This window comes from Phycisphaerales bacterium AB-hyl4 (assembly GCA_041821185.1).
GTDB lineage: Bacteria > Planctomycetota > Phycisphaerae > Phycisphaerales > Phycisphaeraceae > Natronomicrosphaera > Natronomicrosphaera hydrolytica.
Map to the genome: position 1 here is coordinate 59,824 of JBGUBD010000005.1, position 22,960 is coordinate 82,783.

18 protein-coding genes are annotated in these 22,960 nt (G+C 64.9%); 7 read left to right on the forward strand and 11 right to left on the reverse strand.

The genetic code is table 11. The features are described 5' to 3' along the window. Positions 1-103 precede the first annotated feature (103 nt). Both ACERK3_08940 and ACERK3_08945 read right to left on the reverse strand, forming a co-directional pair. A complete protein-coding gene (locus ACERK3_08940; protein MFA9478421.1) occupies positions 104-922 on the reverse strand; it encodes a hypothetical protein in 819 nt (272 codons plus the stop codon). Between the two features lie 86 nt (positions 923-1,008). Next, on the reverse strand, positions 1,009-1,836 hold the full coding sequence (locus ACERK3_08945; GenBank protein MFA9478422.1) for an ABC transporter ATP-binding protein: 828 nt from the start codon (positions 1,834-1,836) through the stop codon (positions 1,009-1,011). Positions 1,837-2,073: 237 nt separating this feature from the next. Between ACERK3_08945 and ACERK3_08950 the strand changes: the two genes are divergently transcribed. Continuing rightward, the gene (locus ACERK3_08950) at positions 2,074-4,422 is read left to right on the forward strand and encodes a hypothetical protein (protein ID MFA9478423.1); all 2,349 of its coding nucleotides are present in this window, start codon (positions 2,074-2,076) and stop codon (positions 4,420-4,422) included. Between the two features lie 151 nt (positions 4,423-4,573). Here ACERK3_08950 and ACERK3_08955 read toward each other — a convergent pair whose 3' ends face one another. The 4 genes from ACERK3_08955 to ACERK3_08970 form a co-directional block, all read right to left on the reverse strand. After that, complete coding sequence (locus ACERK3_08955; protein MFA9478424.1) at positions 4,574-5,641, reverse strand: HlyD family secretion protein; 1,068 nt, start codon at positions 5,639-5,641, stop codon at positions 4,574-4,576. Then, positions 5,638-6,420 (reverse strand): ABC transporter ATP-binding protein, encoded by a 783-nt coding sequence (locus ACERK3_08960; protein ID MFA9478425.1) that lies wholly within the window; start codon positions 6,418-6,420, stop codon positions 5,638-5,640. The genes ACERK3_08955 and ACERK3_08960 overlap by 4 nt, the downstream gene beginning before the upstream one ends. 245 nt (positions 6,421-6,665) lie before the next feature. After that, positions 6,666-7,793, reverse strand: coding sequence for an ABC transporter permease (locus ACERK3_08965; protein MFA9478426.1), 1,128 nt, complete (start codon positions 7,791-7,793; stop codon positions 6,666-6,668). Positions 7,794-7,924: 131 nt separating this feature from the next. Beyond that, positions 7,925-9,655 carry a fucose isomerase gene (locus tag ACERK3_08970; GenBank protein ID MFA9478427.1) on the reverse strand — a complete coding sequence of 577 codons (1,731 nt, stop codon included), beginning with the start codon at positions 9,653-9,655 and terminating at the stop codon, positions 7,925-7,927. A gap of 414 nt (positions 9,656-10,069) precedes the next feature. Between ACERK3_08970 and ACERK3_08975 the strand changes: the two genes are divergently transcribed. Beyond that, positions 10,070-10,843, forward strand: coding sequence for a hypothetical protein (locus ACERK3_08975; GenBank protein ID MFA9478428.1), 774 nt, complete (start codon positions 10,070-10,072; stop codon positions 10,841-10,843). Positions 10,844-10,925: 82 nt separating this feature from the next. Here the strand turns inward: ACERK3_08975 and ACERK3_08980 are convergent, their stop codons facing one another. Continuing rightward, positions 10,926-11,669 (reverse strand): type II secretion system protein, encoded by a 744-nt coding sequence (locus ACERK3_08980; protein MFA9478429.1) that lies wholly within the window; start codon positions 11,667-11,669, stop codon positions 10,926-10,928. A 106-nt stretch (positions 11,670-11,775) separates the two neighbouring features. Beyond that, complete coding sequence (gene folE2 / locus ACERK3_08985; GenBank protein MFA9478430.1) at positions 11,776-12,624, reverse strand: GTP cyclohydrolase FolE2; 849 nt, start codon at positions 12,622-12,624, stop codon at positions 11,776-11,778. Positions 12,625-12,915: 291 nt separating this feature from the next. Here folE2 and ACERK3_08990 point away from each other — a divergent pair, with 291 nt between their 5' ends. Together ACERK3_08990 and ACERK3_08995 are read left to right on the forward strand one after the other, a co-directional pair. Continuing rightward, positions 12,916-14,475, forward strand: coding sequence for a glycosyltransferase family 39 protein (locus tag ACERK3_08990; GenBank protein ID MFA9478431.1), 1,560 nt, complete (start codon positions 12,916-12,918; stop codon positions 14,473-14,475). Positions 14,476-14,595: 120 nt separating this feature from the next. Continuing rightward, on the forward strand, positions 14,596-15,528 hold the full coding sequence (locus tag ACERK3_08995) for an aldo/keto reductase (GenBank protein MFA9478432.1): 933 nt from the start codon (positions 14,596-14,598) through the stop codon (positions 15,526-15,528). A 49-nt stretch (positions 15,529-15,577) separates the two neighbouring features. Here the strand turns inward: ACERK3_08995 and ACERK3_09000 are convergent, their stop codons facing one another. Continuing rightward, positions 15,578-16,387: a PhzF family phenazine biosynthesis protein gene (locus tag ACERK3_09000; GenBank protein ID MFA9478433.1), complete on the reverse strand. Its 810-nt coding sequence runs from the start codon at positions 16,385-16,387 to the stop codon at positions 15,578-15,580. Positions 16,388-16,561: 174 nt separating this feature from the next. Between ACERK3_09000 and rpmB the strand changes: the two genes are divergently transcribed. The 3 genes from rpmB (at position 16,562) to rpoD (ending at position 21,084) form a co-directional block, all read left to right on the forward strand. Beyond that, positions 16,562-16,840 (forward strand): 50S ribosomal protein L28, encoded by a 279-nt coding sequence (gene rpmB, locus ACERK3_09005; protein ID MFA9478434.1) that lies wholly within the window; start codon positions 16,562-16,564, stop codon positions 16,838-16,840. Between the two features lie 253 nt (positions 16,841-17,093). After that, the gene (gene dnaG / locus ACERK3_09010) at positions 17,094-19,103 is read left to right on the forward strand and encodes a DNA primase (GenBank protein MFA9478435.1); all 2,010 of its coding nucleotides are present in this window, start codon (positions 17,094-17,096) and stop codon (positions 19,101-19,103) included. A gap of 235 nt (positions 19,104-19,338) precedes the next feature. Further along, entirely contained in the window at positions 19,339-21,084 is a 1,746-nt protein-coding gene (gene rpoD, locus ACERK3_09015; GenBank protein MFA9478436.1) for an RNA polymerase sigma factor RpoD, read from the forward strand. Between the two features lie 111 nt (positions 21,085-21,195). Here the strand turns inward: rpoD and ACERK3_09020 are convergent, their stop codons facing one another. Together ACERK3_09020 and ACERK3_09025 are read right to left on the reverse strand one after the other, a co-directional pair. Next, on the reverse strand, positions 21,196-22,437 hold the full coding sequence (locus tag ACERK3_09020; GenBank protein ID MFA9478437.1) for an aminotransferase class V-fold PLP-dependent enzyme: 1,242 nt from the start codon (positions 22,435-22,437) through the stop codon (positions 21,196-21,198). Between the two features lie 33 nt (positions 22,438-22,470). Continuing rightward, positions 22,471-22,959 carry a DinB family protein gene (locus ACERK3_09025; GenBank protein ID MFA9478438.1) on the reverse strand — a complete coding sequence of 163 codons (489 nt, stop codon included), beginning with the start codon at positions 22,957-22,959 and terminating at the stop codon, positions 22,471-22,473. Between the last annotated feature and the right edge of the window lies 1 nt (position 22,960).

Here is a 22,960-nt window from a genome sequence, read left to right on the forward strand (position 1 = left end):
GCGACATTTAGCCGCGGTGCTTGCACCGCGCTCTTCGGGCGCGCGGGGCCGAACACGCGGGCCAAGGCCCGCGGCGAAACGAAAACCCACCTTGTTGTGTTAGTTAATAGTTTCGATCCGCGATGGGGTCGCGCATGGCGAGCGGGCGGTCGAAGACTTCGCGGAGGACGACGGCTTCGCGGAGCGATCGCTTTGTGAACGGCAGAGGTCGGCGGTCGCCGGAGGTGATCGCGGGCGTGTAAGCCGAGCGACGCTCGGTCGTGCGGCTGCGCGTGCTGGCGCTGGACTGCTGATTGCGCCGGCGGGCGGCGGCTTCCTCGGCCTGGCGTCGTTTGCGCTCGGACGCCTGCTCGGCAAGCTGGCGTTGCTGCTGATGCAGGCGCTTCTGGCGATCGCGCTCGACTTGGGCGCGTCGCTCGGCTTCCTGGCGCTGACGCTGCTCGGCATCGCGGCGCTGCTTGTCGCGCTGGCGGGCACGCTCCATCTCGGTGGCAGTGCCTTGCTCCTGGCGACGGCCGCCGACGGCGACGGGTTCGGGTTGACGCGACGATTGTGATGCACCGGCGGACTGTTGGGCGGTTTGTGAAGCGGGCCGTTGCCCGAGCTGCTGGGCGCGTTGTTCGTACTGGGCTTTGGCGCGGGCGCGGGCGATGCGTTCAGCCATGGTCATGTTGGCCGGCTCGCCGGCGCCGGGTCGGCCGCCGGTGTCGCCGCGCCGTTCGCGGGCCTGGGCGCGGAGCTCTTCGCGCCGGCGGGCGGCGAGGTCGTCGAGCCGTTGCTTCGAGCTGCCCGCATCCGATGCGCTGCTGGATTGGCCAGCCTCTTCGCGTTCTTCGGACTGCTTGCGGAGGATGTTCACCACCCACGAGCCGACGAGGATGATCGTCGCGATGGCGTAGATGATCAGGTCCTGCTGTTGCATGGCGTATCTCTCTATCTGGCTGCTCGCTTGAAGCCGAGCGGTGATCGCAACGACGCGCGGGGCCTACCCCGTGACTGCATCATAGTCTACCGCACGCCGGTGACGCGGAACACAGGTCGGCCGTCGTCGTCTTCGTCGCCGCTGAGCGCTTCGAGCTTCAGGCCGTACACCGGCGTGAGCACGTCGGGGCGAAGCACGGCGTGCCATGGCCCCTCGGCGACCATTTTGCCGTGGTCCATCAGCCAGACGGCGTCGGCATAGCGGGCGGCGAGGTTCAAGTCATGCAGTACGACGAGCACCGCGAGCCCCCGTTTCGCCTGCCGACGCATCAACTGCATGAGTGCGTGCAGGTGGCGGAGGTCGAGGTGGCTGCCGGGCTCATCGAGGAGCATGGCGCGCCCTTCGCCGGTGGACTGCGCCATCGCGCGGGCGATGAGCACGCGCTGCTGCTGGCCGCCGGACAGCTCGGCGAAGACGCGGTCGGCGACGTCGAGCAGGTCGCAGTCGATCAGCGCCGCGTCGATCGCCTGGCCGGCCGACGACGTGCCGGCGGCGAACCGGCCCATCGCGACCACCTCGCGGACGGTGAAGGCGAACTGCACGCCGCCGCGCTGAGGCACGTAGCTGAGCCAGCGCGCCCGCCTGGCAGCGGGCAATGACGCGACCGGTTCGCCCGCGACGGTGATCGCCCCGGCGAGCGGTTCGAGCTGGCCGAGCATGAGCTTGACGAGCGTGCTCTTGCCCGCGGCATTAGGCCCGAGCAGGCAGGTGACCTTGCCCGGCGCGAGGGTGGCGGAGACGTTGTCGACCACGGTCGGGCCATTAGCCCGATAACGAAACTGCACATCGCGGACCGCGAGCGCGGTCGCGGCGGCGTCGGGCGGGGTGATCGAGTCGGCGGCGGTGCCTGTCATGATTCGGCCTGCATTCTCGGACGCGCCGGATCGGGCGGCGCGGGTTGTGACGATCGCGCGAGTCGGAGGCAATTTTAGCGTTGTGGCGCTCACGTTGGCTGGGCAAGCGACCGATGACAGAACAGAGCCCGGGCCAGGAAGCGCCCATTCACGCACCGCAGGGTGGGTCGCGTCGCTTGTGAGTTTATCGAGCGTTCGTGTATCCGCTCACCAACCGTCCATGAGGGGGACGCACCCATGGCAGCAAATAATCCGCCCCAGTCGCCGAACAAAGCCGAGCAGCCCGACCGTCCCCAGGCCGACACGGACCAGGCGTTGGACATGCTCGACGAGATTGAGCAACGCTTCGCTCAGTTGAAGAACTGGCAGCAGGAAAGCGACCAGCATTTCAATCAGCTTCGTGATCAGGCCAAGCGTCTGCAAAGTCAGCGCGATGAAGTCGACAAGCGCAACAAGCAGCTCGATGAACGCCAGAAGCAGCTCGACGCCCGCCGTGACGAACTGAAGCAGCGCGATCAACAGCTGGGCCAGCGCGAGCAGGCGCTCAACCAACAGCAGCAGAAGCTCGACGCCGAGCGTGCCGGGCTCAAGGCCCAGCAGCAGAAGCTCAACGAGCGTGGCGGCACGCTGGAGCAGCGGGTCAAGTCGCTGGATGAGCGCGAGCAGAAACTCAAGTCGCGCACCGGTGAGCTGGATCAGCGCGACCAGTCGCAGCAGCAGGCCCGTGAAGCGATCGCTGCCGAGCGTGAGGAACTGAAGAAGGAACAGGCGTCGCTGGCGGAGAACCGCGAGGCGCTTGACCAGATGCAGAATGAGCTGGCCGAGCGCGAGCAGGCGCTGGCGACCGAGCGTGCCGCGCTGACGCAGCGCACCGAGCAGGCGGAGGTCGAACGGCGGGAACTCGACGCCCAGCATCAAGCCGTGAAGCAGCAGGCGAGCAAGCTCGCCGAGCGCGAGCAGCGGCTGGAAGCGTCGTACACCGAGTTAAAACAGCAGCAGGACAAGGTGCAAGAGCAGCTCGCCGTGGTCGAACGTCAGCGTGCCGAGCTGGACGAGTCGCGCGAAGCGCAGGCGGAACGGCGACGTCGACTCGACGAAGAGAAGCAGGCGTTTACCGCCGAGCGCGAGTCGTTCGAGCAGGCCCGCACTGAACTGGAAAAGGCAGAGGCCGAGTTCGCCCAGCAGCGCGAGCAGGCGGAGGCCCAACTTGCCGAGGTCGAGCAGGTCAAGCAGCAGGTGGCCGAGCAGCGCAAGGCGCTCGAGCGGCAGCGGTTTGATGTGAAGCTGCGTGCCGAAACGCTTGAGCAGCAGGAAGCGCACCTCGAGCGCGTCCGCCAGGAGCTGTCGGAGCAGGCGGCGCTGTTGCCCGGCGAAGGTGAAGAGACCGGCGAAGGCGCCCGACAGTTCAACGAGACCCGGCAGCAGCTTGAAGAGCAGCTTGCCGAGGTGGAGCGCGCGGCGCAGCAACTGGACGAGCAGTCGCAGTCGCTTGAATCGCGGAAGGCGGAGCTGGAGAAGCGCGACGAAGCGCTCGCACTGCGTGAAGCGGCGTTGACGGAGAAGCAGGCGAACTTCCGCCGAACGCTCGAACAGGGACAGAAGAAACTGGCTGCCGAGCGCGACGAGTTGCAACAGCAGCGCGAAGCGTTCGAACGCGATCAGCAAGGCAGCTCGGCCGAGCGGGAAAAGTATCAACAGCGCACCGCGCAGCTGAAGCAGGCGGACGAAGCGATCCGTCGTCGGCGAAAAAAGGTTCGGCGGTACATCCAGGCGCTGCGCAAGCGGATGGAGAAGCTCGAACAGTCGCAGACCGAAGTGCAGATCAACAGCGCACAGTACGCCGGCGTGGAGAAGGAACGGCAGATGCTGGTGGAGGTGCGCAAGTTCCTCGAAACCAGCGAAGCGGAGATGATGCAGCGGTGGGCGACCCAGCGGGCCGGGCAACTGGTGGGGCTCGGTGTGGTGGCGCTGGTGCTGGTGATCATGCTCAGCTACGCGATCGGCGGGCGCATGGCGACGCCGGTGTGGGAAGCGACGATGAGCTTCGACGTGGCGGTCGATGCCGCCGAGGCCGAGCCCGACAGCGGCGAATGGCTCGCGGCGCAGCGGACGCTGCTGCTCAGCGAGCCCGTGCTCAGCGAAGCGATCAGCCAGTTGCAGCGACAAGGCAACGGCCAGGCGTTTGAAGACACCGCGACGCTACGAACGGCACTGGCGGAAGACATGACCGTCTTCGGCGATGTCGGCGAACTGCGACTGCGCTACACGGGCACGCAGCGCGAACAGCTCGTGCCGGTGCTCGAAGGGCTCGGCCGAGCGTATCTGGGCTACCATCGTTCGCAGGATCGCGCTGCTGACCGCTCACGCGATACGGTTGCGCTGACGCAGGCGGCTTCGCGTTCGAGCGATCCGATTCGCGACGGCAGAACGACGATGCGGCTGATTGTCTTCTGCGTGATGGTCGCGGGGGTGGCGCTGCTCTACCTCGGGCTGCGGCAACTCATGCTCATGCAGGGCAAGGCCGTGTTCGACAGCGACGCGGATGCGTTCAAGGCGTTGAACAACAAGCCTGGCGCGATGTCGTAAAACGTACGAAGTGACTTCGATTCCGCGCGCCCCATTTAGCCGCGGTGCTTGCACCGCGCTTTTTGGTGGGGTCGCGCGGCGAAGAGCGCGGTGCAAGCACCGCGGCTAAATGTTTCACATGTGAAAGCACGGGCGATGGTTGATGATTACGTCAATCCATCGCGATGTTGGCGTTATCCGACTGTTCGATGAACACGTCGACAATCTGGCCCGGGTATAGCGGGATGCCGTCGCGGTCGATGACTTCGAAGATCACGTCGATCACGCGCGTGTCGACCAGCTCCGTCGGTACGCCGGTGAGTTGACGCTTCGGCTCGGCCAGCGGTTCGATGCGGACCATCCGCAACGGCAGTTGTACGTCATGCCCGCCACGCAGCCGAGCGGTTGCGTTCGCATTCGTCTGCACGCTGAGCATGTCCTGCTCGTCGACCTGCGCGCGGATGCGGTATTGCGAAAGGTCGCCCATCACCATCGGTGCACTGTTGCCCGTTGCGAGCGAAACGTACACGCCCGGCTCAACCCGCCGACGCAGGATCGTGCCCGCCCGGGGCGCTCGCACGGTCAGACGATCCAATCGCGTCTCCAGCGCTGCGACTTCCGCCTCGGCTTGCGCCAGTTCCGCCTCCGCCACCGCCAGCTCGCGCGACCACGCGCCGGCCTGCCGCTCGGCCAACGTGGCCTCCGCTTGCGCGAGGCGGGCGTTCAATGCCGCCGACTCCAGCCGAAGGCGGTCGAGGTCTTCGCGCGGCGCGGCACGCTCTTCCACCAGCGTCTCAGTGCGCTGAAGTTGAATCTGCCCCAACTCCGCCTCGGCTCGCGCCGCGTCGACCTGCGCTTCGAGCACGGGCAACGACTCGGGCCGCGGCTCGGCTTGCAAACGCTCGACCTGCGCCTCGGCCACACGCACCGCCGCCCGCGCCCGGCCAAGCTCCGCCTCGATCGGCCGACGGTCCAACCGAAACAGCGGATCGCCTTCCGCGACTTCGTCGTTCACTTCCACCAGCACGTCCGTCACCAGCCCCGGCTCCGGTGCGCCCAGCTCAACATTCCGCCCCAACGCTTCGACCAGCCCCGACGCCGCGACCGCTCGCGCGTAGGGGTTCACCGTCGGCGGAGCGGCGGGGTCGGGCTCGCCCAGGTCGCGGTCGGAGGTCGCGACCGTGTACGCCCCCAGCAGCAGGCCGACCAATGCAAGCAATATGGTGATCCACTTGATCATGCGTCCTCGTCTTCTGTTCGTTTCGGTGTGGGTTCGTGTGGTTTGTAGTAGCGCGCGTGTTCGAGCACGTCGGCCTCGGGCGCGTCGAGCAACTGGCCGTCTTCCATCTGCTCGATGCGGTCGGCAAAGTGGAACACGCGATTGTCATGCGTTACCACCAGCACGCAGCGCGGGCCGAGTTCGTCGGGTTGGCTGGCCTGGCAGATCAGCTCCAGCACGCGCTGGCCGGTCTTGGCATCGAGGCTGGCGGTCGGTTCGTCGCAGACCACGAGGCGCGGCCGCGCGACGAGCGCCCGCGCGATCGCGACGCGCTGCTGCATGCCGCCGGACAGCTCGGCGGGCAATGCGTCGACGCGTTCGCCGAGCCCGACTTTGTCGAGCATGTCGTTGGCGCGCTGCCTTGCTTCGCGGCGGTCGGTGTTGCGGATCAGCAGGGGGAGCATGACGTTTTCCGCGGCGGTAAGCGTCGGCAGCAGGTTGAAGTCCTGAAACACGAAGCCGACGAGTTCGCCCCGGCGTCGCGTGCGTGCGTCTTCGCCGAGCTTGTTCCAGTTCGTGCCGAAGACTTCGACTTGCCCGGCGTCGGGGTTGAGCACGCCGGAGATGATCGAGACAAGCGTGGTTTTGCCGCAGCCGGAGGGCCCGACGAGCATGACGACCTGGCCGCCTTCGACGGTGAGGTCGACGCCGTTGAGCGCCCGCACTGCCGCCCGGCCGTGGCCAAAGTGTTTGGCGACGCCTTCAACGCGGATGGCGGGTTGGCTGGACGGTTCGTTCAACGTTGATGCCTGGTGTTCGTCTGAAATACGCCAAGTCGCCAAGGCGCCAAGACGCCAAGGAAAAGGCAGGGGGAAGAGAGTTGAAGCCATAGATGAACGCCGATGAACTCAAAATAACAGTTGGTATCTTTTCCATTCGCCTTCATCTGTGGCTTCTATATTCTGCCGTTTGTCTGTTTCTTCTTCTTGGCGTCTCTGCGTCTTGGCGTCTTGGCGTTTTCATTTCGTCCGTTTGTCACCCATGATTACTTGAACACAATGGCCGGCTCGAGGGTGAGCACACGGCGGAGGCTAAGCAGGCTGCCGACGGCGATGCACACCAATGTCGCCACCAGTGAGCCGACCATCAGTTGCCAGGGGTAATGCGTACTCAGCTCCGCGCCGGGCTCTCGGCCGAACCATGAGAATACGCCCGCTGCGCCCACGCCGATGCCGTAGCCGATGAGTCCAACGAGCAAGGCCTGGAGCAGGATCATCTTCACCAGCGTCCATCGTGTGGCGCCCATGGCTTTGAGCACGGCGAACTGGCCGAGGTTCTCCAGCGTGAACTGGTAGAAGATCGCCGCCGAGACGACCAGGCCGACGATGAAGCCGAGCGTGACGGTGATGGCGAAGTTGATGCCGATGCCCGTGTCCAGCAGGATGAACCAGATCGTCCGCCAGCGCAGCTCGTCGCCGGTGAACGCGCCGAGGCTTTCCATCTGGTTGATGCGTGCCTGCACCGTGGTCACATCGTAGCCCGGCTTGCACTTGACGAGCATGTACGTGAGGTTGTTTCGGCCGGTGGGCACGAAGTTCAGCGCCTGCTCATACGTCGTATAGATCACCGCGTTGGACTCGAAGCCCAGCCGGGCCCGCGCGTAGCCGACCACGATTGCCCGGCGGTCGTTGAGCTTCAGCGTTTCGCCGATCTGCACATCGTTGAGCTTCTCGCGCGAGGTTTCTTCCACGATCACCGCGCCGGGGATGCGCAGATCCTCAATCCGCCCGGCAGTGATCTGCGGCGGCTGGCCGACGAGCGTGCTTCGGCTGATGCCTTGAAGCTGCACCGTCTTGAACTCGCCATCCATCAATTCGACCGGCGCGCGGGCGGTGAAGAATGGCTCGGCCCAGAGGACGCCCTCCACGGCCCGCACGCGCTGCAACTGAGCGTCCGCCAGCGGTCGAATCTCCCCGATGTAGCGCGTGCTCGGGTCCGCCACCCACAGGTCCGGCTGCGAGATGTTCTGCAAAAACCCCGTGCCGCGCAGCACCAGCCCGAGGAAGATCGACGCCTGCTGCGTAATCAGCAGCACAGCGAACGACAACCCGATCACCAGCGCGAGGTACTTCGCCCGATCGCCAACCAGCATTTTCAACGCGACACGGTTCATGGATCGTAATAGTAGCCGCGAAATGACTGATGGAAACGCGCCTGCGGCGCGGCCGCTACACAAAAGGCCCGCCACCTTGCGGCGACGGGCCTTTCGAAATTGCTAAATCCGAAATCCGAAATTAGAAATCCTCACCCCCACGCCTTGCCCTTCTTGTTCGTGCCGCAGAGCGCGACCTCCATGCCGAGCGCCTCGGCCATGGCGGCCTTGGTGAACATCGCCTCGTCCGCTTCCTTGGCGCTGTTGGCGTAGACGCATTGGATGTGGTTGGCCTTGTGGCGGGCCATCATCTGGTCGCGCGACACGCCATACGTGATCGCGTGCATGATCGGCCACTGCGGGGTCGTCTCCCGCCACCGCCGATCGGTCTCTTCCTGCGGCAGCTCGACCACACCCGCTCGGCCGAGGTCCATCTTCAACTTGCCACCCTCGACATACACGCGCGACCAGACGATCTCGCCCGGCTTCGCAATGCCACGCAACGTCGACCCGCCGTTGGGGAAGTACATCGCCGGCTGACGATGGCCGTCGCTGCCCGCCCAGCCACCCTGGTGATGCGCCGGCGGTGCGCTGCCGGAGATGAGGAACACCCACACGTAATCGTCCACCGTGCCCGAGCGATCAACGTCGCCCCAGCGCAGGTCGTGCAGCGTGTTCTCCGTCGGCTGGCCGAGCGCTTTGTGCACGCGATGGGTCATCAGCCCGTCGAGGCCGGCACACTCGTCCACTTCGTTGAAGTGCGGCAGCGGTTCGCCGGCGTACAGCTCGCGCGAGCCGTCACGGCTAAGCACGGGCGGGCGCTCGCTGTTGTTCAGCGTGCCTTCGACCAGGTCGCTGGCGGGCAGCAGGTCTTTGAGCCCCTGTTGATATTGAATACCAATTGTGTCGCATCCGAAGTCGTCCGCGATGCGCAGCGCGGCGATGTACATCTTGCATTGCAGGCGGATCTGGTCGTCGGTGAGATGCTCGTGATGGTTCGGGCCGGTGTGGAAGGTCATGCCCCGTTCGCCCATCCACCAGCGGACGTCGTCGGCTTCCTTGTCGGAAACCTGCGTCGTTTCGTAGTAGAGGGCGGACTGGCTCAGCCGTTCCTTGAACACGCCGGTGGGGTTGAGCAGGTGGTCGGGGATGATCGCGTTGAACATGCCCATGCAGCCTTCGTCGAACACGCCCATGATGGCGCGGCGGGTCTGCATGTCGCTGGCGAGCTGTTGGCCGAGCTTGCGCGTCTTCGCCGGCAGCTTCGCCTTGCCGAGCTTGTGCACGTGTGGCGTGGGGTGGGTGGCCTTGCCCGTGTCGAGCCACTTCTTCAACCGCGAGGTGAAGTAGCGATCGGTGAAGTCTTCGCTCCACAACGTCGTGTAAGGCACGCCCGCCTTGGTCAGCGAGCCGTTGAGGTTGAGCATGCCCACCAGCCCCGGCCACGTGCCGGACCAGTTGGCGGCGGTGAGGATCGGCCCTTCGTGAGCCATCAGCCCGTGCAGGATGTGATGCGAATACTGCCACACCGCCTCGGCGACGATGATCGGCTTCTTCCGGTCCGCATCGGACAGCCCGCGGAACACTTCCATGCCTTCCTTCTGCGAACCGATGAACCCGTGCCCTTCGTCTTCCTTATAAGGATGCGCCCGGCGGACGGTGTAACCCTGCGCTTCGACCGCCGTGATGAGCGTCTGCTCCATCTCATGCTGAGCTGCCCAGCAGTTCTGGTTGGCGCTGAGGCGGAGGTCGCCGTTGGCGATCAGCAACACCTCGCGGTTGGCTGAACGAGCGGGCGACTTCTTTTTCGTCGTCGTCTTCGTGGACTTCTTCGTGGTCTTCTTGTGCGTCGATTTCTTTTGGGTGGTTTTCTTGGCGGCCATGGTGACAGCTTCCCTGATGCGATGGAGGATGAGGATGTAGAGACTCGCCCGCGAGCAGCGGGCTGGGCAACTTTATGATGGCATGAACGGTTACGGCGTAAACGGCGACAACGATCAGCCGAGCGGAGGTGGGCTCGGACGATTGGTGCGCGTCAGGCCCGACGCCTGCTCCGCATCGCGTCCGAAGACGATCGGCGATTCGTAAGCCAATCCGGTTCGCATGACCGCGATCATATCACCCGCGCCAGCAGGTGTCACCCGGTTTGGCGCCTGGTGCGCCCTTGGAGCCCACGGATGCCATCCGTGGGCTTTAACTCACAACTCACAACTCGAAACTCAAAACCAGAAACTCGAAACTCGAAACCAACCCCCCATCGCTGGGCGCGCCCCCCCGGTGACGGGTAAACTGCTTGCATGTCACGATTGAACCACCGTCGCCACTGGGTCAGCGCGATCGCCGTCGGCCTGCTCGCCGGGCTGCTGGCCCTGTCGGCCGGCTCGACCCGGGCTGAGTCGATGGATCTGGAAAAGATCCTCGCGGCGCTGGACAGTGCCGACCCGCGCGAGCGACGGGAACAGACGCTGCAACTGCTCGCAGACAACTCGCTGGAACTGGAGACCATCGCCCAGCTGCTGGCCCGGGCCCGCTCGCACGAACAGCGGCATCGGCTGCTGGGCGTCGCCCAACATCACGTGCTGCGCCAGCGGCGCGAGCACGTCTTCGATCGGCCCGACCGCGGCTCGCTGGGCATCTCCCACCGCACCGTCGCGGCGGAAGACCTGCCCGACACCCCCGACCACAACGGGCCAGCCATCGAAATCGTCGTCACGCTGCCCGGCTTCCCCGCCCACGGCCAACTCGTCGCGGGCGACCGCGTCATCGCCATCGACGGCGAGCCCCTGCCCCCTGACTTCACCGCTGACCACTTCCGCGAACTCATCGTCAACTACCGCAGCGGCGAAAAGCTCCACGTCACCATCGACCGCGACGGCCAACGCCTCGACCGCACGATCGAGCTCGCTTCCGCCCAGGCGCTGGGCGCCATGTACGACCCCAACCGCCTCCAGCTTCGCCCGCAGTTCGAACGCGACTGGCAGACCGCCAAGGGCAACCTCCAGATCGGTGAGTCCACCGAGCCGGAGTCCGGCCCCCTGCAACTGCGCGGAGCCGAGATCAGCCTCGACTAAAGCGTACGCTATCCAAACATCGCGGCCGATATGAGCTTCATGTTTAGCCCCCGCGGCCTCGCGGGGCGCTTCCGGGGGCGCTTCACTGATCCGCCACCCGCCACAACAGTTCCTGCCGTACGTCCGTCGGCAGGAACCAGCCGGGCACGACAAGGTCGTCGCGTATCGCCTGCCGCACATGCCTGCCATGCCCGTCGACAAACGTCACGTTCGCACCGTCGGCGTGTCGTAACGCAACGCGGCCGGGTGTGGCGCCGAAATGCGTGTCATTGCTTGCATTCGGGTGCACATCCGCGCTTTGCCCGTCCACGAACAGCACCATCAACGTCGGCCGACGGATCGCCTGCTCGTAGGTGAAATGGGGCGGCTCGTCGTTGTCGTTGTTGCCTTTGAGATAATCGTTCATCTTGATCGTGCGATTGTTCGCTCGCTTCGCTTCGTCGAACGACGCCCACACCGGGTCATGCTTCCACGCCTCGTGATGCCGCTCGCTCGCCGAGGTCGGCGTCGCCTTCCCGTAGTACGCATCGACCGCGTTGTACCACACCGCCTGCTGCTGCTGTGCCGTGCTCATCCCCACCACATCCGTGCCGATCGTCGGCCGAGGCAGGGCGCCGCGAAAGTCATCGACATACATCATGACCGTCGTTGCAAGCTGCCTTTGATGGTTGAGGCAGAGCACCGCCCTTGCCGACCCCCGCGCGTTGCCCAGCGCCGGCAGCACGATCGAGATCAACAGCACGATGACCGTGATCGTCACCAGCAGCTCGATCAGCGTGAACGCCGACGTATGATGCTCTCGCGTATGCGTACGCTTTCGCCGCATCACCGCCCCCTCGAATTCCCCCGGAGAACATGTAGGGCAGGGCTTGCCCTGCGATCTGATTCAGCACCCCGAAGCCCACGGTGTCCCACCGTGGGTCCGTTCCCACTCACGCCCGCGCGTCACGCTTGTCGCGCTCGATAAACGCGTAAGCGTTGTGGTTATGAATCGACTCGAAGTTTTCCGATTTGACCTGGTACCAGACGATGCGCTCTTCCATGTCCAGCGCCACCGCCAGGTCGCGGACGATGTCTTCCACGAACTTCGGGTTGTCGTACGCCGCTTCGGTCACATACTTCTCGTCCGGCCGTTTGAGCACCGCGAACACGCGCGTGCTCGCCTGACGCTCGACAATGTCGAACAGCTCTTCGATCCACATCGACTTGCCCGGCTGGAACCGGACGCGGACCTCCATCAAGCAGCGCTGATTGTGCGCCCCGTAAGCGGAAATCTCCTTCGAACAGGGGCAGAGGCTCGTCGCGGGCACTTTCAACCCGAGGATGAAATCCTCCGCGTTCGACTCCGGCTGGCCGGCGACGCCCGCCACGCCCTCGAAGCTCACCTCCACGTCCAGCTTGCCCGGCTGCCCGGTGACGGGCGCTTTCTTGTCGATGAAGTAAGGGAAGTGCAGTTCGAGGTGCGCTTCCTCCGCTTCCAGGCGATGCTTCATGTCGTGGCAGATTTCCATCACCTGATCCGAGCGGACCGACTCGTGGTGCTTGTTGAGCACTTCGAGGAACCGGCTCATGTGCGTGCCCTTCTGGTAATGGGGCAGGCCCACGTACATGTTCACCTCGGCGATGGTGTGCTGCCGACCGCCGGTGGCGGGGCAATGCAGGGTGATCGGGTAGCGAATGCCCTTCACGCCGACCTTGTTGATCGGGATGTTTCGAGCGTCATAGCTGCCTTGCACGTCGGCCATGGGAGCCGCGGCGCCTTGGCGTCCGGTGCTGGTCATGAGAATTACCTGCTTTCATTCACCCGAGCGTCGCCGACGGCTGCCGACGCTCATCATCGAGCAACCCCAATCTTAGTCGCTCGACGCGGGTTGAACAAAGGTTAGCCCGCGGGGGGCTATTGGATGCACGAGGATTTATCGTGATTCGTATAAGTCGCTCTGCCTTTCCGGACACCCCCCCAAGCCCCCGCTTCCGCCTTCATAATCGCGCGATCACTGGACTGCTCACGCGGACCCCCCAACAATCGCCCGGGCTCTGGCTGCGATCCATCGCTCGAAGTGTGACCACGCATGACCCATCCGCCACAGCAGGCGAACGTATCGCGATCGCCGACCCGGGCCGACCCGCCACCTCCCGCGTCGCCATCGATTAATGACGTAGAGCTCGCCCGCATTCTGCCCCTGCCGCCGCGCATCCCCGTCTGGCTGTTCGCCCTCATGCTGATCATCGCCACCGCGATCGGCGCGGGCGCTCGGCTGTACCAGCTCGGCGAGCACAGCTTCTGGGCCGACGAGCTCTACTCCATCCACTCGATCACCGACGCCCAGCCGCCGCCGATCTGGCGCGTGCTCGCCCACTCGGCGACATGGGCGGGCCTGCAATTCACCGGCGCGGACCTCGCCGCCGCCAGCCACGAAGCCCCCGAGCAATGGCGCGAGCTGGGCATCAACGAATGGTCCGCCCGCATCGGACCCGCGCTGCTGGGCATCCTCAGCATCCCCGTGCTCGCCATCGTCGGCCGACGTGTGCTCGGCGACCGGGGGGCGATCGCGTTCGCCCTGCTCCTGGCTGTGCTGCCATGGCATGTCGAGTGGTCGCAGAACGCGCGCTTCTACGTGGGCCTGTTCCTCTTCTATGGCCTGAGCGTGCTGCTCTACTTCGACGCCACCACCCGACCCTCGCGGGCACGCATGGTCGTCGCCATGCTCTGCTTCGTCTTCGCTTTTCTCCACCACCCGCCGGGCATCTTCCTCGTCGGCCTGTTCGTCGCCGACTGGCTGATGAGCCGAGCCATGCGCGACAAGCCCCGCCTCGGCTGGTTCGGGTACACCAGCGTCGCCGTCGCCGTCGGCCTTTGCCTCACCGTGCTCGCCATCGACATGCACACCATGGCAGCCGGCTACGACCGCCTCGAAGACCAGCCCCGCGGCCACGGGCCCGGCATGCTCCTCGCAGGCACCGCCTACCTGCTCCACCCCGCACTGCTCACCCTCGCACTGCTCTCCGCCTGGCTACTGATCACCCGACGCGAACGGCTCGGCGGCTACCTGCTCATCGCCGCGGCCGTGCCGCTGGCAGCCCTCGCCTGGCTGAGCTTTACCGACCGCATGTTCGTCCACACCCGCTACGGATTCATGGCCAGCGTCGGCTACATCGCCCTCGCCGCCGTCGGACTCGACCGCCTCTACAGCCACGTCGCCCCACGCTTCGGCCGGGCCTTCGCCGCCGGCCCCGCCGCCGCGCTGCTGGCCGCCCTCGGCCTGTCGCTGGGCTTCTACCACGCCGGCGGACAGGGCTTCCGCTCCAGTTGGGACCACGGCTTCGCCTACGCCCAGCAGCACCGCCAGCCCGGTGACATCGTCGCCACCCCCTTCACCCTCGCCGGCCGGTACTACCTCCAAACCGCCGACGTCGCCGCCATGCCCCCCACCGCCGACCGCCTCGACCAGCTAAGCGACCAGGGCCAGACCATCTGGCTCGTCACCGCCGTCGAATCCGCCCAGGGCGTCGACCCCGCCCAGCAATGGCTCCACAACGTCGCCACCCTCGAAGCCTACTTCGACAGCCGCATCGAACAGCCCTTCTCCTCCATCCGCGTCTATCGATACGAAGGGCGGTCGAATCGCTGATTTCGAATCGCTGATTGCTAATTTGGGAGCCCCACGCCGATGCAATCAACCATTAGCGATTCGAAATCGGCAATTAGAAATTTGCCCCCCACCCCCTGCCGTCTGCTATCCTGTCCCCCCATGGAGAAGGTCACTTTCGGCAGAACCGGACTCGAGGTTTCACAGCTGGGCTTCGGCGGAGCGCCCATCGGCTTCCTCGACGCCAGCGAGGATAAGGTCGCGCATATCCTCAACGAAATGCTCGATGAGGGCCTGAACCTCATCGACACCGCCGCCAACTACCCCGGCTCGGAACAACGCATCGGCAAAACCATGGCCGGCCGACGCGACGAGTTCATCCTCGTCTCCAAGTGTGGCCACAAGCTGCCCGACCTCGAAGGCGAAGCCTGGTCCCCCAAGCTCATCCGCCAGACCGTCGACCAGTCGCTCAAACGCCTCAATACCGACCACCTCGACGTCATGCTGCTGCACTCGTGCAGCCTCCAGGTGCTCGAGCAGGGCGAAGCCCTCGCCGCCCTCGTCAAGGCCCGCGAAGCAGGCAAAGTCCGGTTCGTCGGCTACTCCGGCGACAACGAGGCCGCCGCCTACGCCGCCAACCTCAACGATATCGAAGTGCTCCAGCTCTCGATCAACATCACCGACCAGGCCAACCTCGACACCGTCCTGCCCATCGCCCGCGAGCGAAACCTCGGCGTCATGGCCAAACGACCCCTCGCCAACGCCGCCTGGCGCGAGCTCACCGAGCAGCCCGGCATGTACAGCCAGTACGCCGAAACCTACACCCAACGCCTCGCCGCGATGAAAATCACCCCCGACGACGTCGGCTTCCCCGGCCACGCCGAGCTCGAATGGCCCGAGGTCGCCCTCCGCTTCACCCTCTCTCACCCAGGCGTCCACACCGCCATCGTCGGCACGACCAGCGTCATCAACGCCCGCGCCAACCTCTCCGCCGTCCGCAAGGGCCCGCTCCCCGACGACGTCGTCCACAAACTCCGCGAAGCCTTCAAAACCGGCCAGGCCACCCTCGGCCAAACCTGGACCGGCCAAACCTGACCCCCCAAAAAAACTCGAATCTAGAAACTAGAAACTAGAAACTCCCCCCTTACACCAACAACTGCCCCACCGTCACCGTCACCGCCCGCCCCGCCAGCGCCACCCGCTCGTCCCCTTCCCGCATCGCCACCCGCAGCCGACCGCCGCGCTGCGACAGTTGCGCCGCATCCATCACATCCTTGCCCAGCATCCGCCGCCAGTAAGGCCCGAGCACGCAGTGCAGTGAGCCGGTCACCGCATCTTCATCAATCCGCAGTCGCGGCGCGAAAAACCGCGACACGAAATCCGCCTCATCCGCCTCCCCGCCTCGGGCAGTCAGCCCCACGCCTCGCGCATCAATATCCATCAGCGCCAGCATGTTCGGCCGCGCCTCCCGCACCGCCGCCGAGTCTTCCACCTCCACCACCCAGTCGTACCGACTCCGCAGCACCGTCACCGGCTCGACCCCCAGCGCCTCGATCAGCCCCGCCACCGGCTCGGCCACCGCGGGCGGGTCGGCCGGGAAGTCCATCGCAATCAGCCCCGATTCCGCATCCAGCTCGCAATGCAGCACCCCGCGATGCCGCGTCTTGAACGCGATCGGCTTCTCCGCCCCCATTAACTGCTGCTCCCAAAGCACATGCGCCGCCGCCAGCGTCGCGTGTCCGCAAAGCTCCACCTCGGCCGCGGGCGTAAACCACCGCAGCTCGAAGCCGCCGGGAATCGGCCGAACGAACGCCGTCTCCGACAAGTTCATCTCCGTCGCGACCGCCTGCAGCCAGTCGTCGTCGAGTTCCCCGGTGATCAGGCACACCGCCGCCGGGTTCCCCGCAAACGGCGAATCGGTAAACGCATCCACATGGTAAATGGCATGACTCATACCCCGCATGGTAGCGTACAGGCCGATCGCATCGGACCACAGAGCTGCCCGCCACGCCCAAAGCCCAGGCATGGCATGCCTGGGCTTTACACCCCCCCACTTGAACCCGCCGCCGCGCAGCGGTACACTACTCGGCTCGTTTGAAAGACCCACGCGCGCACAGGGATAACGATCATGCCACGAGTTTGTGAATTTACCGGTCGTCGGACCTCGTCCGGCAACACGTACACCCACCGCGGTAAAGCCAAATACCTCGGCGGTGTCGGTACGAAAGTCACCGGCAAGACCAAGCGGAAGTTCAAGCCCAACATCAAGGCGATCACCGCTGTCATCGACGGCTCGGTCGTCCGCGTCAAGGCTTCAACCAAGGCCATCCGCTCCGGCCTGGTCGTCAAGCCGCTCAAGCGCAAATACGCCTACCGCCCCGACGCCGAGCAGACCCAGGGCGAATAATCCCCGGCCCGGTGGCCCTTGGCCCTTCCCGTGAAATCGGGCTCGGCCGCCGGCCGACCGTTCCAAGCACGGGCGATTTGTCAATTTGTTGCGCCCTCACCCCACGACATGCGCGTGGGGCTGCGTTCATAAAAGACAAACGACGATATTTCGTCGGTAAAATCAGCGAATCACCGTGGTACGCGGTCCGGTCACGCGGGCCGCTTCGTTCGTGCGCGGCCGGGTCAACACGTAACGTGACGCAGGCAAGCCCATGCCAGTGCGAGAAGACCAGAAAATCCAGGTCCAGCAGGCGACCGACATCGTCCGATTGATCGGCGAACACGTGGCCCTCCGCCCCAAAGGGCGCGAGTTTGCCGGCCTCTGCCCCTTCCACGACGACCAGAACCCGTCCATGTTCGTCTCGCCCGCGAAGCAGATCTATAAATGCTTCTCCTGCGGCGCCGGCGGCGACGTGTTCACCTTCGTCACCCAGTACCACAAGATGACTTTCCCCGAAGCGCTGCGACACCTCGCGGACCAGGCAGGCATCAAGTTGCAGGCGGCAGGCGGCAGGGGCCAGGGATCAGACGAAGGCCCCAGCGAACGCCAACGCATCGCCGCCGCCAACGAGCTGGCCATGGGCTTCTTCCGCACGCTCTACAAGCATCCCGAGCACGGCCAAGCCGTCCGCGAATACGTCGAAAAACGCGGCATCAACGCCGAAATGATCGAAGCCTTCCAGCTCGGCTACGCCTCCGACCGCTGGGACGGCCTCGCCACCACCATCGACCGCAAAAGCTGGGATCTGCAAAGCTTCATCGCCGCCGGCCTCGTCACCCCCCGCAACCGCAACCACGACGACAGCAATAACTCGGAACTCGAAACTCGAAACTCCAAACCCTCCAACTGCTACGACCGGCTACGCCACCGCCTGATTTTTCCCATTTTCGACGCGATCGGACGACCCATCGCCTTCGGCGGTCGTAAGTTGCGGGAGGCCGACGAACCAAAGTACCTCAACAGCCCCGAAACAAAGCTGTTTAACAAGTCGGCGACCCTGTACGGCCTGCACCTGGCGAAGAAACCGATCATCGACAGCAAAACCGCGGTGATCGTCGAAGGCTACACCGACGTCATCGCCTGCCACCAGCATGGGGCGAAAAACGTGGTCGCCACCCTCGGCACGGCCCTGACCCGCGAACACGTGGGCGAACTGCGTCGTTATGCACAGAAGGTGGTGCTCGTCTTCGACGCCGACGAAGCCGGGCGAAAGGCCGCCGACCGTGCCGTGGAACTGTTCCTCACCGGAGACCTCGATGTGGCGATCGCCGTGCTGCCCACCGGCCCGGACGGTGCAAAACTCGACCCCGCCGAGCTGCTCGCCCAGCCCGACGGCCTCGCGCAGTGGCGCCGCGTGGTGGACGATGCCAGCGACGCCCTTGCGTACCAGTTTGACCGGATTGCCGCCGACCTCACCGCCGCCGGCACCATCACCGGCCGACAGGCGATCGCGGAAGCCTACCTCGACCAGCTCGGTCGGCTAGGCCTTTCCCGCATGGGCCAGATCCGCCGGGCGCTCACCGTGCAGCGGCTGGCGAATCTGCTGAAAATGAGCGAGTCCGCCGTCAACGATGTGCTCACCGGACTGGAGCAGCGAAACACCCGCTTTAGCCAACCTGCCCAGCCTGCGCAGCCCGACGCCGACGAGTCGCCGTGGCCTGCGGAATCGTTGGAAACCGGCGATTTCGAGGCGGATAAAGCTCAACCGGATGTTGCTTCACGCCATTCACGGTCTACACTTAAGGCGGTTGAGCGGGCGGAGCGGCAGCTCGTCGGTTGCCTGCTTCGAGACACGGCGTTATTCCATCACACGCTGTCGGACGGCCGAACGCTCGACGAAGCATTGACGCCGGCGGAGATGGTCACGTCGATCGGCCGAAGGGTGTACCAGTGGGTGTACAACGCATTATGTGAAACAGAACCGGTGACGCTCGCGTCGCTGCTGGGAACGCTCGCGGAGGAGACAGACACTCAGCCGCTGGCCAACTGGCTGACGGACGCGGACGCGGAGGTGGAGAAGGCGACGGCGGGCAAAGCCGAGCTGTTGATGTCGATGCTGACGTCCGCAGCCGAGGCGTTGCTCGCGTTTGAGGGTGAAAAGCGATACCGGGCGGATTTGCGCGGCCGAGCGGTGGCCGGCGAAGATCGCTCGCTTCGGGAGGCGATGGCGTCGCTTCGAGCGAATCCCTCGCCCGTGCGGATTGCCAGGCCGAGGTCATGAAGACTCCGGCCGGGCCGGTTGGACCGCCATCGGCCGGGGTGTCAGGGATGACAAGGGAGAGAGTGGACGGAAGGCGACGCTCACCGAGACGCGACAGCTCGGCGAGGGTTTTTGAAATGAACGACTTGTCGCGGCAGACCAAAACGCTCGCGCGGCGGAGCACAAACGTGCCCCACCCCGCCAGGCATGAACACAAGCAGGAGTTTCTCCCTTGACTGAACATATGCATCCCGCGATGGCCGAACTGATCCGATGTGGTTGCGCATATGGCTGCATCACCTTCGACCAGTTGATCGCCCTGCTCCCCGACGAGATGGTCGAGCCGGACAAGGTCGACGAATTGCTCGTGCTGCTTCGTCAGCAAGGCGTTCGCATCGTCAACGAGTACGACGCGCCCGCCGTGCTCCGCCAGCGAAAAGTCAAGGGTCACAAACTCGAAGCCTCCGAGCCCGAGTTGCACCTCGCCGAGCAGGTCGCCGCCGAGGAAAGCACCGGCACGGAGATGATGGAGGAAGAGGAACAGGCCGCCAAAGCCGAGTTCATCCGCGCCCTGCAGGAAGTCAACTCCAAGCGCATCGACGACCCCGTGCGGATGTACCTCACGCAGATGGGCGAAATCAGCCTGCTGACGCGTGACGAGGAAATCCGCCTCGCGAAGAAGATTGAAACCACCCGCTACATCTTCCGCCGCAAGGTGCTCGAAAGCGACTACTCCGTCAAGCAGGCGGTGGAAGTGCTCGAAATGGTCGACGAAGGCGATCTCCCCTTCGACCGCACGATGAAAATCTCCACCGCCGAGGAAGACGCCAAGGGCAAGATCGCCGCGCGCATCCCGGTGAACCTCAAGACCGTGCGTCGTCTGATGGACCTCAACCGCACGGACTGGGAAGCCCTCGACGAGGCCGGCCGCAAGAGCAAGACCGCCGTCGAACAGACCCGCCTGCGCATCCGCGCCCGCCGACGCAAGATGGCGACCCTCATCGAAGAGCTCAGCCTGCGGACGAGCAAGATTCAGCCGCTGCTGAAGAAGCTGCACTCGATCGCGAACAAGATGATCGAGCTGCAGAAGACCATCGCCAGCAGCGAGCAGCACCCCGACCGCTACGACCCGGAAGACATCATGGTCATGCGCGAAGAGCTCTCCGGCCTTCGCTCGCTGGTGCTCGAAGACCCCGAAGAACTGCTCGCCCGCGTCGAAGACATCATCATCGTCTTCGACGAATACGAGCAGGCGAAGCGCGACCTCTCCGGCGGCAACCTCCGCCTCGTGGTCTCCATCGCCAAGAAATACCGCAACCGCGGCCTCAGCTTCCTCGACATCATTCAGGAAGGCAACACCGGCCTCATGCGCGCGGTCGACAAGTACGAATACAAGCGCGGCTACAAGTTCTCCACCTACGCCACCTGGTGGATTCGCCAGGCCATCACCCGCGCTATCGCCGACCACGCACGCACAATCCGCATCCCCGTGCACATGATCGAAACGATGAGCAAGCTGCGCAACATCGCCAAGCAACTGTTGCAAGGCCTCGGCCGCGAGCCAACCATCGAAGAAATCGCCGAGGAAGCCAAGATGCCCGTCGCCGAAGCGCGACGCGTCATGAAGATCAGCCGTCACCCCATCTCGCTCGACCGACCCGTCGGCGAAAGCGAAGACAGCTACTTCGGCGACTTCATCGAAGACGACTCCATCGAGAACCCCTCCGAAAGCGCCACCAGCGATATGCTCCGCGGCCGCATCGAACAGGTGCTCAAAACACTCACCTACCGCGAACGCGAAATCATCAAGCTCCGCTACGGCATCGGCGACGGCTATACCTACACCCTCGAAGAAGTCGGCCGTATCTTCAAAGTCACCCGCGAACGCGTGCGACAGGTTGAAGCCAAAGCCATCCGCAAACTCCAGCACCCCGTCCGCAGCCGCAAGCTCCAGGGCTTCCTCGACGGCAGCGTCGAAAGCGAAGTCGCCGAGTCACGGTAAAGAAGCAGCGTTTGATTGAATCGATCGCGTAGCGTTAGCCCCGCCGCCTACGGCGGGGCATCCCCCGGAAGCGCCCCCGCGTGGCCGCGGGGGCTAAACATAAAGCTTCAGTCAGCCAGCGATCTGTTCGAGCGCGTCGATCAATTGATCGAGCTGCTCGTCGGTGTTGAACGCGCCGGGGCTGATGCGCAGCGTGCCGCTGGGGAACGTGCCCAGCTGCCGATGCGTGTACGGCGAGCAGTGCAGGCCGGGGCGGACAGCGATGTCGAAGCTGTCGTCGAGGATGGAGCCGAGGTCGCTTGGCTCGAAGCCTTCGAGGTTGATTGAAAGCGTGCCGACGCATTTGCTTGCATCTTGCGGGCCGTAGACGGTGAAACGATCGTCGTCGGCGAAGCGTTCGATGAGCCTGGCGCATTGGGCTTGCTCGTGTTCGAGCGATTCCGCCATGGCTTCGGGTGTGAGTGTGTCGAGCGCGGCGCCGAGGCCGACGATGCCGACGGTGTTGGGCGTGCCGCCTTCGAGGTAGTAGGGGTAGAGCGGCGGTTGGGTGGGCGTGGCGGAGTCGCCACCCGTGCCGCCTTCGCGCCAGGGGTTGAGTGCGCGGAGCTTGCCCTTGCGTGTGATCTGCTGATCGAGGTGGCCGGCTTCGTGCGTGGCGGCGAGGGCCTCGGCGGGCTCCGGGCAGCGCTCGCCGACGTAGAGCGCGCCCGTGCCGGTGGGCCCGAGCAGGCTTTTGTGGCCGGGGAAGGCGAGCAGGTCGACGTGCATCGCGTTGATGTCGATGGGCACAACGCCGATCGTCTGTGCCGCGTCGAGCAGAAAGAGCAGATCGTGTTCGCGGGCGATCGCACCGACGGCGGCGGCGTTTTGCATCGTGCCCAACACGTTGGAAGCGTGGGTGAGCGCAATCAGTTGCGTCGCGGGCGTGATGGCGTTGCGGATGTCGTCAGGATCGACATTGCCCACGGCGTCGCAGCGGACGCGGGTGAGGTCGATGTCGCCGCGGGCGGCCATGCCTTGCAGCGGCCGACTGACGGAGTTGTGTTCGAGGACGGTGGTGATGACGTGGGGCTTGCCGCCGTTGGTTGTGGTGTGTTCGCTGAGCACACCCTTGATGGCCATGTTCAGCGCGTCCGTGCCGTTCATGGCGAAGATGAGGCGGTGATGGTCGTCGCCCTTGATCAGGCGCGTGAGCTTGAGGCGAACGTCGTCGAGCATTTGCTCAGCGCGGACGGCCATACGATGCCCCGCCCGGCCGGGGTTGGCGGCGTCTTCCGTGAGGAACTTCGTCATCGCCTGTGCGACGACGGCGGGCTTGGGAAAACTCGTGGCGGCGTTGTCGAAGTAGATCATCGCGGTGTCCGGCCGATCGCTTGGTAAACGAATTCAAAACAACGACGGCAGCCCCATCGCCCGCCGCCACGCGGAGAGCTGGCCGAGGTGAAACCCGACGTGGGCGGTCAGGTCATAGAGCACGTAGTCACCGACGGTGGGGAAAAAGTCGCGCATCACTTCGGGGGCCGGCTGTTGCAGGGCATCTTCCGATGCGCTCAATAGCGCGTCCATAGCCGACGTGGTCGACGACGCGAACGTGTCGAGCAGCGTCTGCTTCGAGGGGTACGCATCGGCTGACGGCTGCGGCGTGCTGCCCATGCCGAACGTCGTTTCCCATGCTTCGGGACAAAGCGCTTCGCCGCCGAGCAGTTTGCTGGACACGCTGTTGTAAACGCACAGATGGCCCAGCACCCATGCGGGGTGGTTCATCGTCGCGTTGGGCGACGGCTGCGCGACCATCTGCTCGGCGGTCAGCTCGGCGACCTGTGCGTTGGCGAACTTGACGTTCAGCGCTGCCGCGTGTTGAAGATACCTATCCATC

Coding starts and splice junctions, on each gene's coding strand:
- ACERK3_08940 (MFA9478421.1), bottom strand. CDS start 922: ATGCAACAGCAGGACCTGATCATCTACGCCATCGCGACGATCATCCTC.
- ACERK3_08945 (MFA9478422.1), bottom strand. CDS start 1,836: ATGACAGGCACCGCCGCCGACTCGATCACCCCGCCCGACGCCGCCGCG.
- ACERK3_08950 (MFA9478423.1), top strand. CDS start 2,074: ATGGCAGCAAATAATCCGCCCCAGTCGCCGAACAAAGCCGAGCAGCCC.
- ACERK3_08955 (MFA9478424.1), bottom strand. CDS start 5,641: ATGATCAAGTGGATCACCATATTGCTTGCATTGGTCGGCCTGCTGCTG.
- ACERK3_08965 (MFA9478426.1), bottom strand. CDS start 7,793: ATGAACCGTGTCGCGTTGAAAATGCTGGTTGGCGATCGGGCGAAGTAC.
- ACERK3_08970 (MFA9478427.1), bottom strand. CDS start 9,655: ATGGCCGCCAAGAAAACCACCCAAAAGAAATCGACGCACAAGAAGACC.
- ACERK3_08975 (MFA9478428.1), top strand. CDS start 10,070: ATGTCACGATTGAACCACCGTCGCCACTGGGTCAGCGCGATCGCCGTC.
- ACERK3_08980 (MFA9478429.1), bottom strand. CDS start 11,669: ATGCGGCGAAAGCGTACGCATACGCGAGAGCATCATACGTCGGCGTTC.
- folE2 (MFA9478430.1), bottom strand. CDS start 12,624: ATGACCAGCACCGGACGCCAAGGCGCCGCGGCTCCCATGGCCGACGTG.
- ACERK3_08990 (MFA9478431.1), top strand. CDS start 12,916: ATGACCCATCCGCCACAGCAGGCGAACGTATCGCGATCGCCGACCCGG.
- ACERK3_08995 (MFA9478432.1), top strand. CDS start 14,596: ATGGAGAAGGTCACTTTCGGCAGAACCGGACTCGAGGTTTCACAGCTG.
- ACERK3_09000 (MFA9478433.1), bottom strand. CDS start 16,387: ATGAGTCATGCCATTTACCATGTGGATGCGTTTACCGATTCGCCGTTT.
- rpmB (MFA9478434.1), top strand. CDS start 16,562: ATGCCACGAGTTTGTGAATTTACCGGTCGTCGGACCTCGTCCGGCAAC.
- dnaG (MFA9478435.1), top strand. CDS start 17,094: ATGCCAGTGCGAGAAGACCAGAAAATCCAGGTCCAGCAGGCGACCGAC.
- rpoD (MFA9478436.1), top strand. CDS start 19,339: ATGGCCGAACTGATCCGATGTGGTTGCGCATATGGCTGCATCACCTTC.
- ACERK3_09020 (MFA9478437.1), bottom strand. CDS start 22,437: ATGATCTACTTCGACAACGCCGCCACGAGTTTTCCCAAGCCCGCCGTC.
- ACERK3_09025 (MFA9478438.1), bottom strand. CDS start 22,959: ATGGATAGGTATCTTCAACACGCGGCAGCGCTGAACGTCAAGTTCGCC.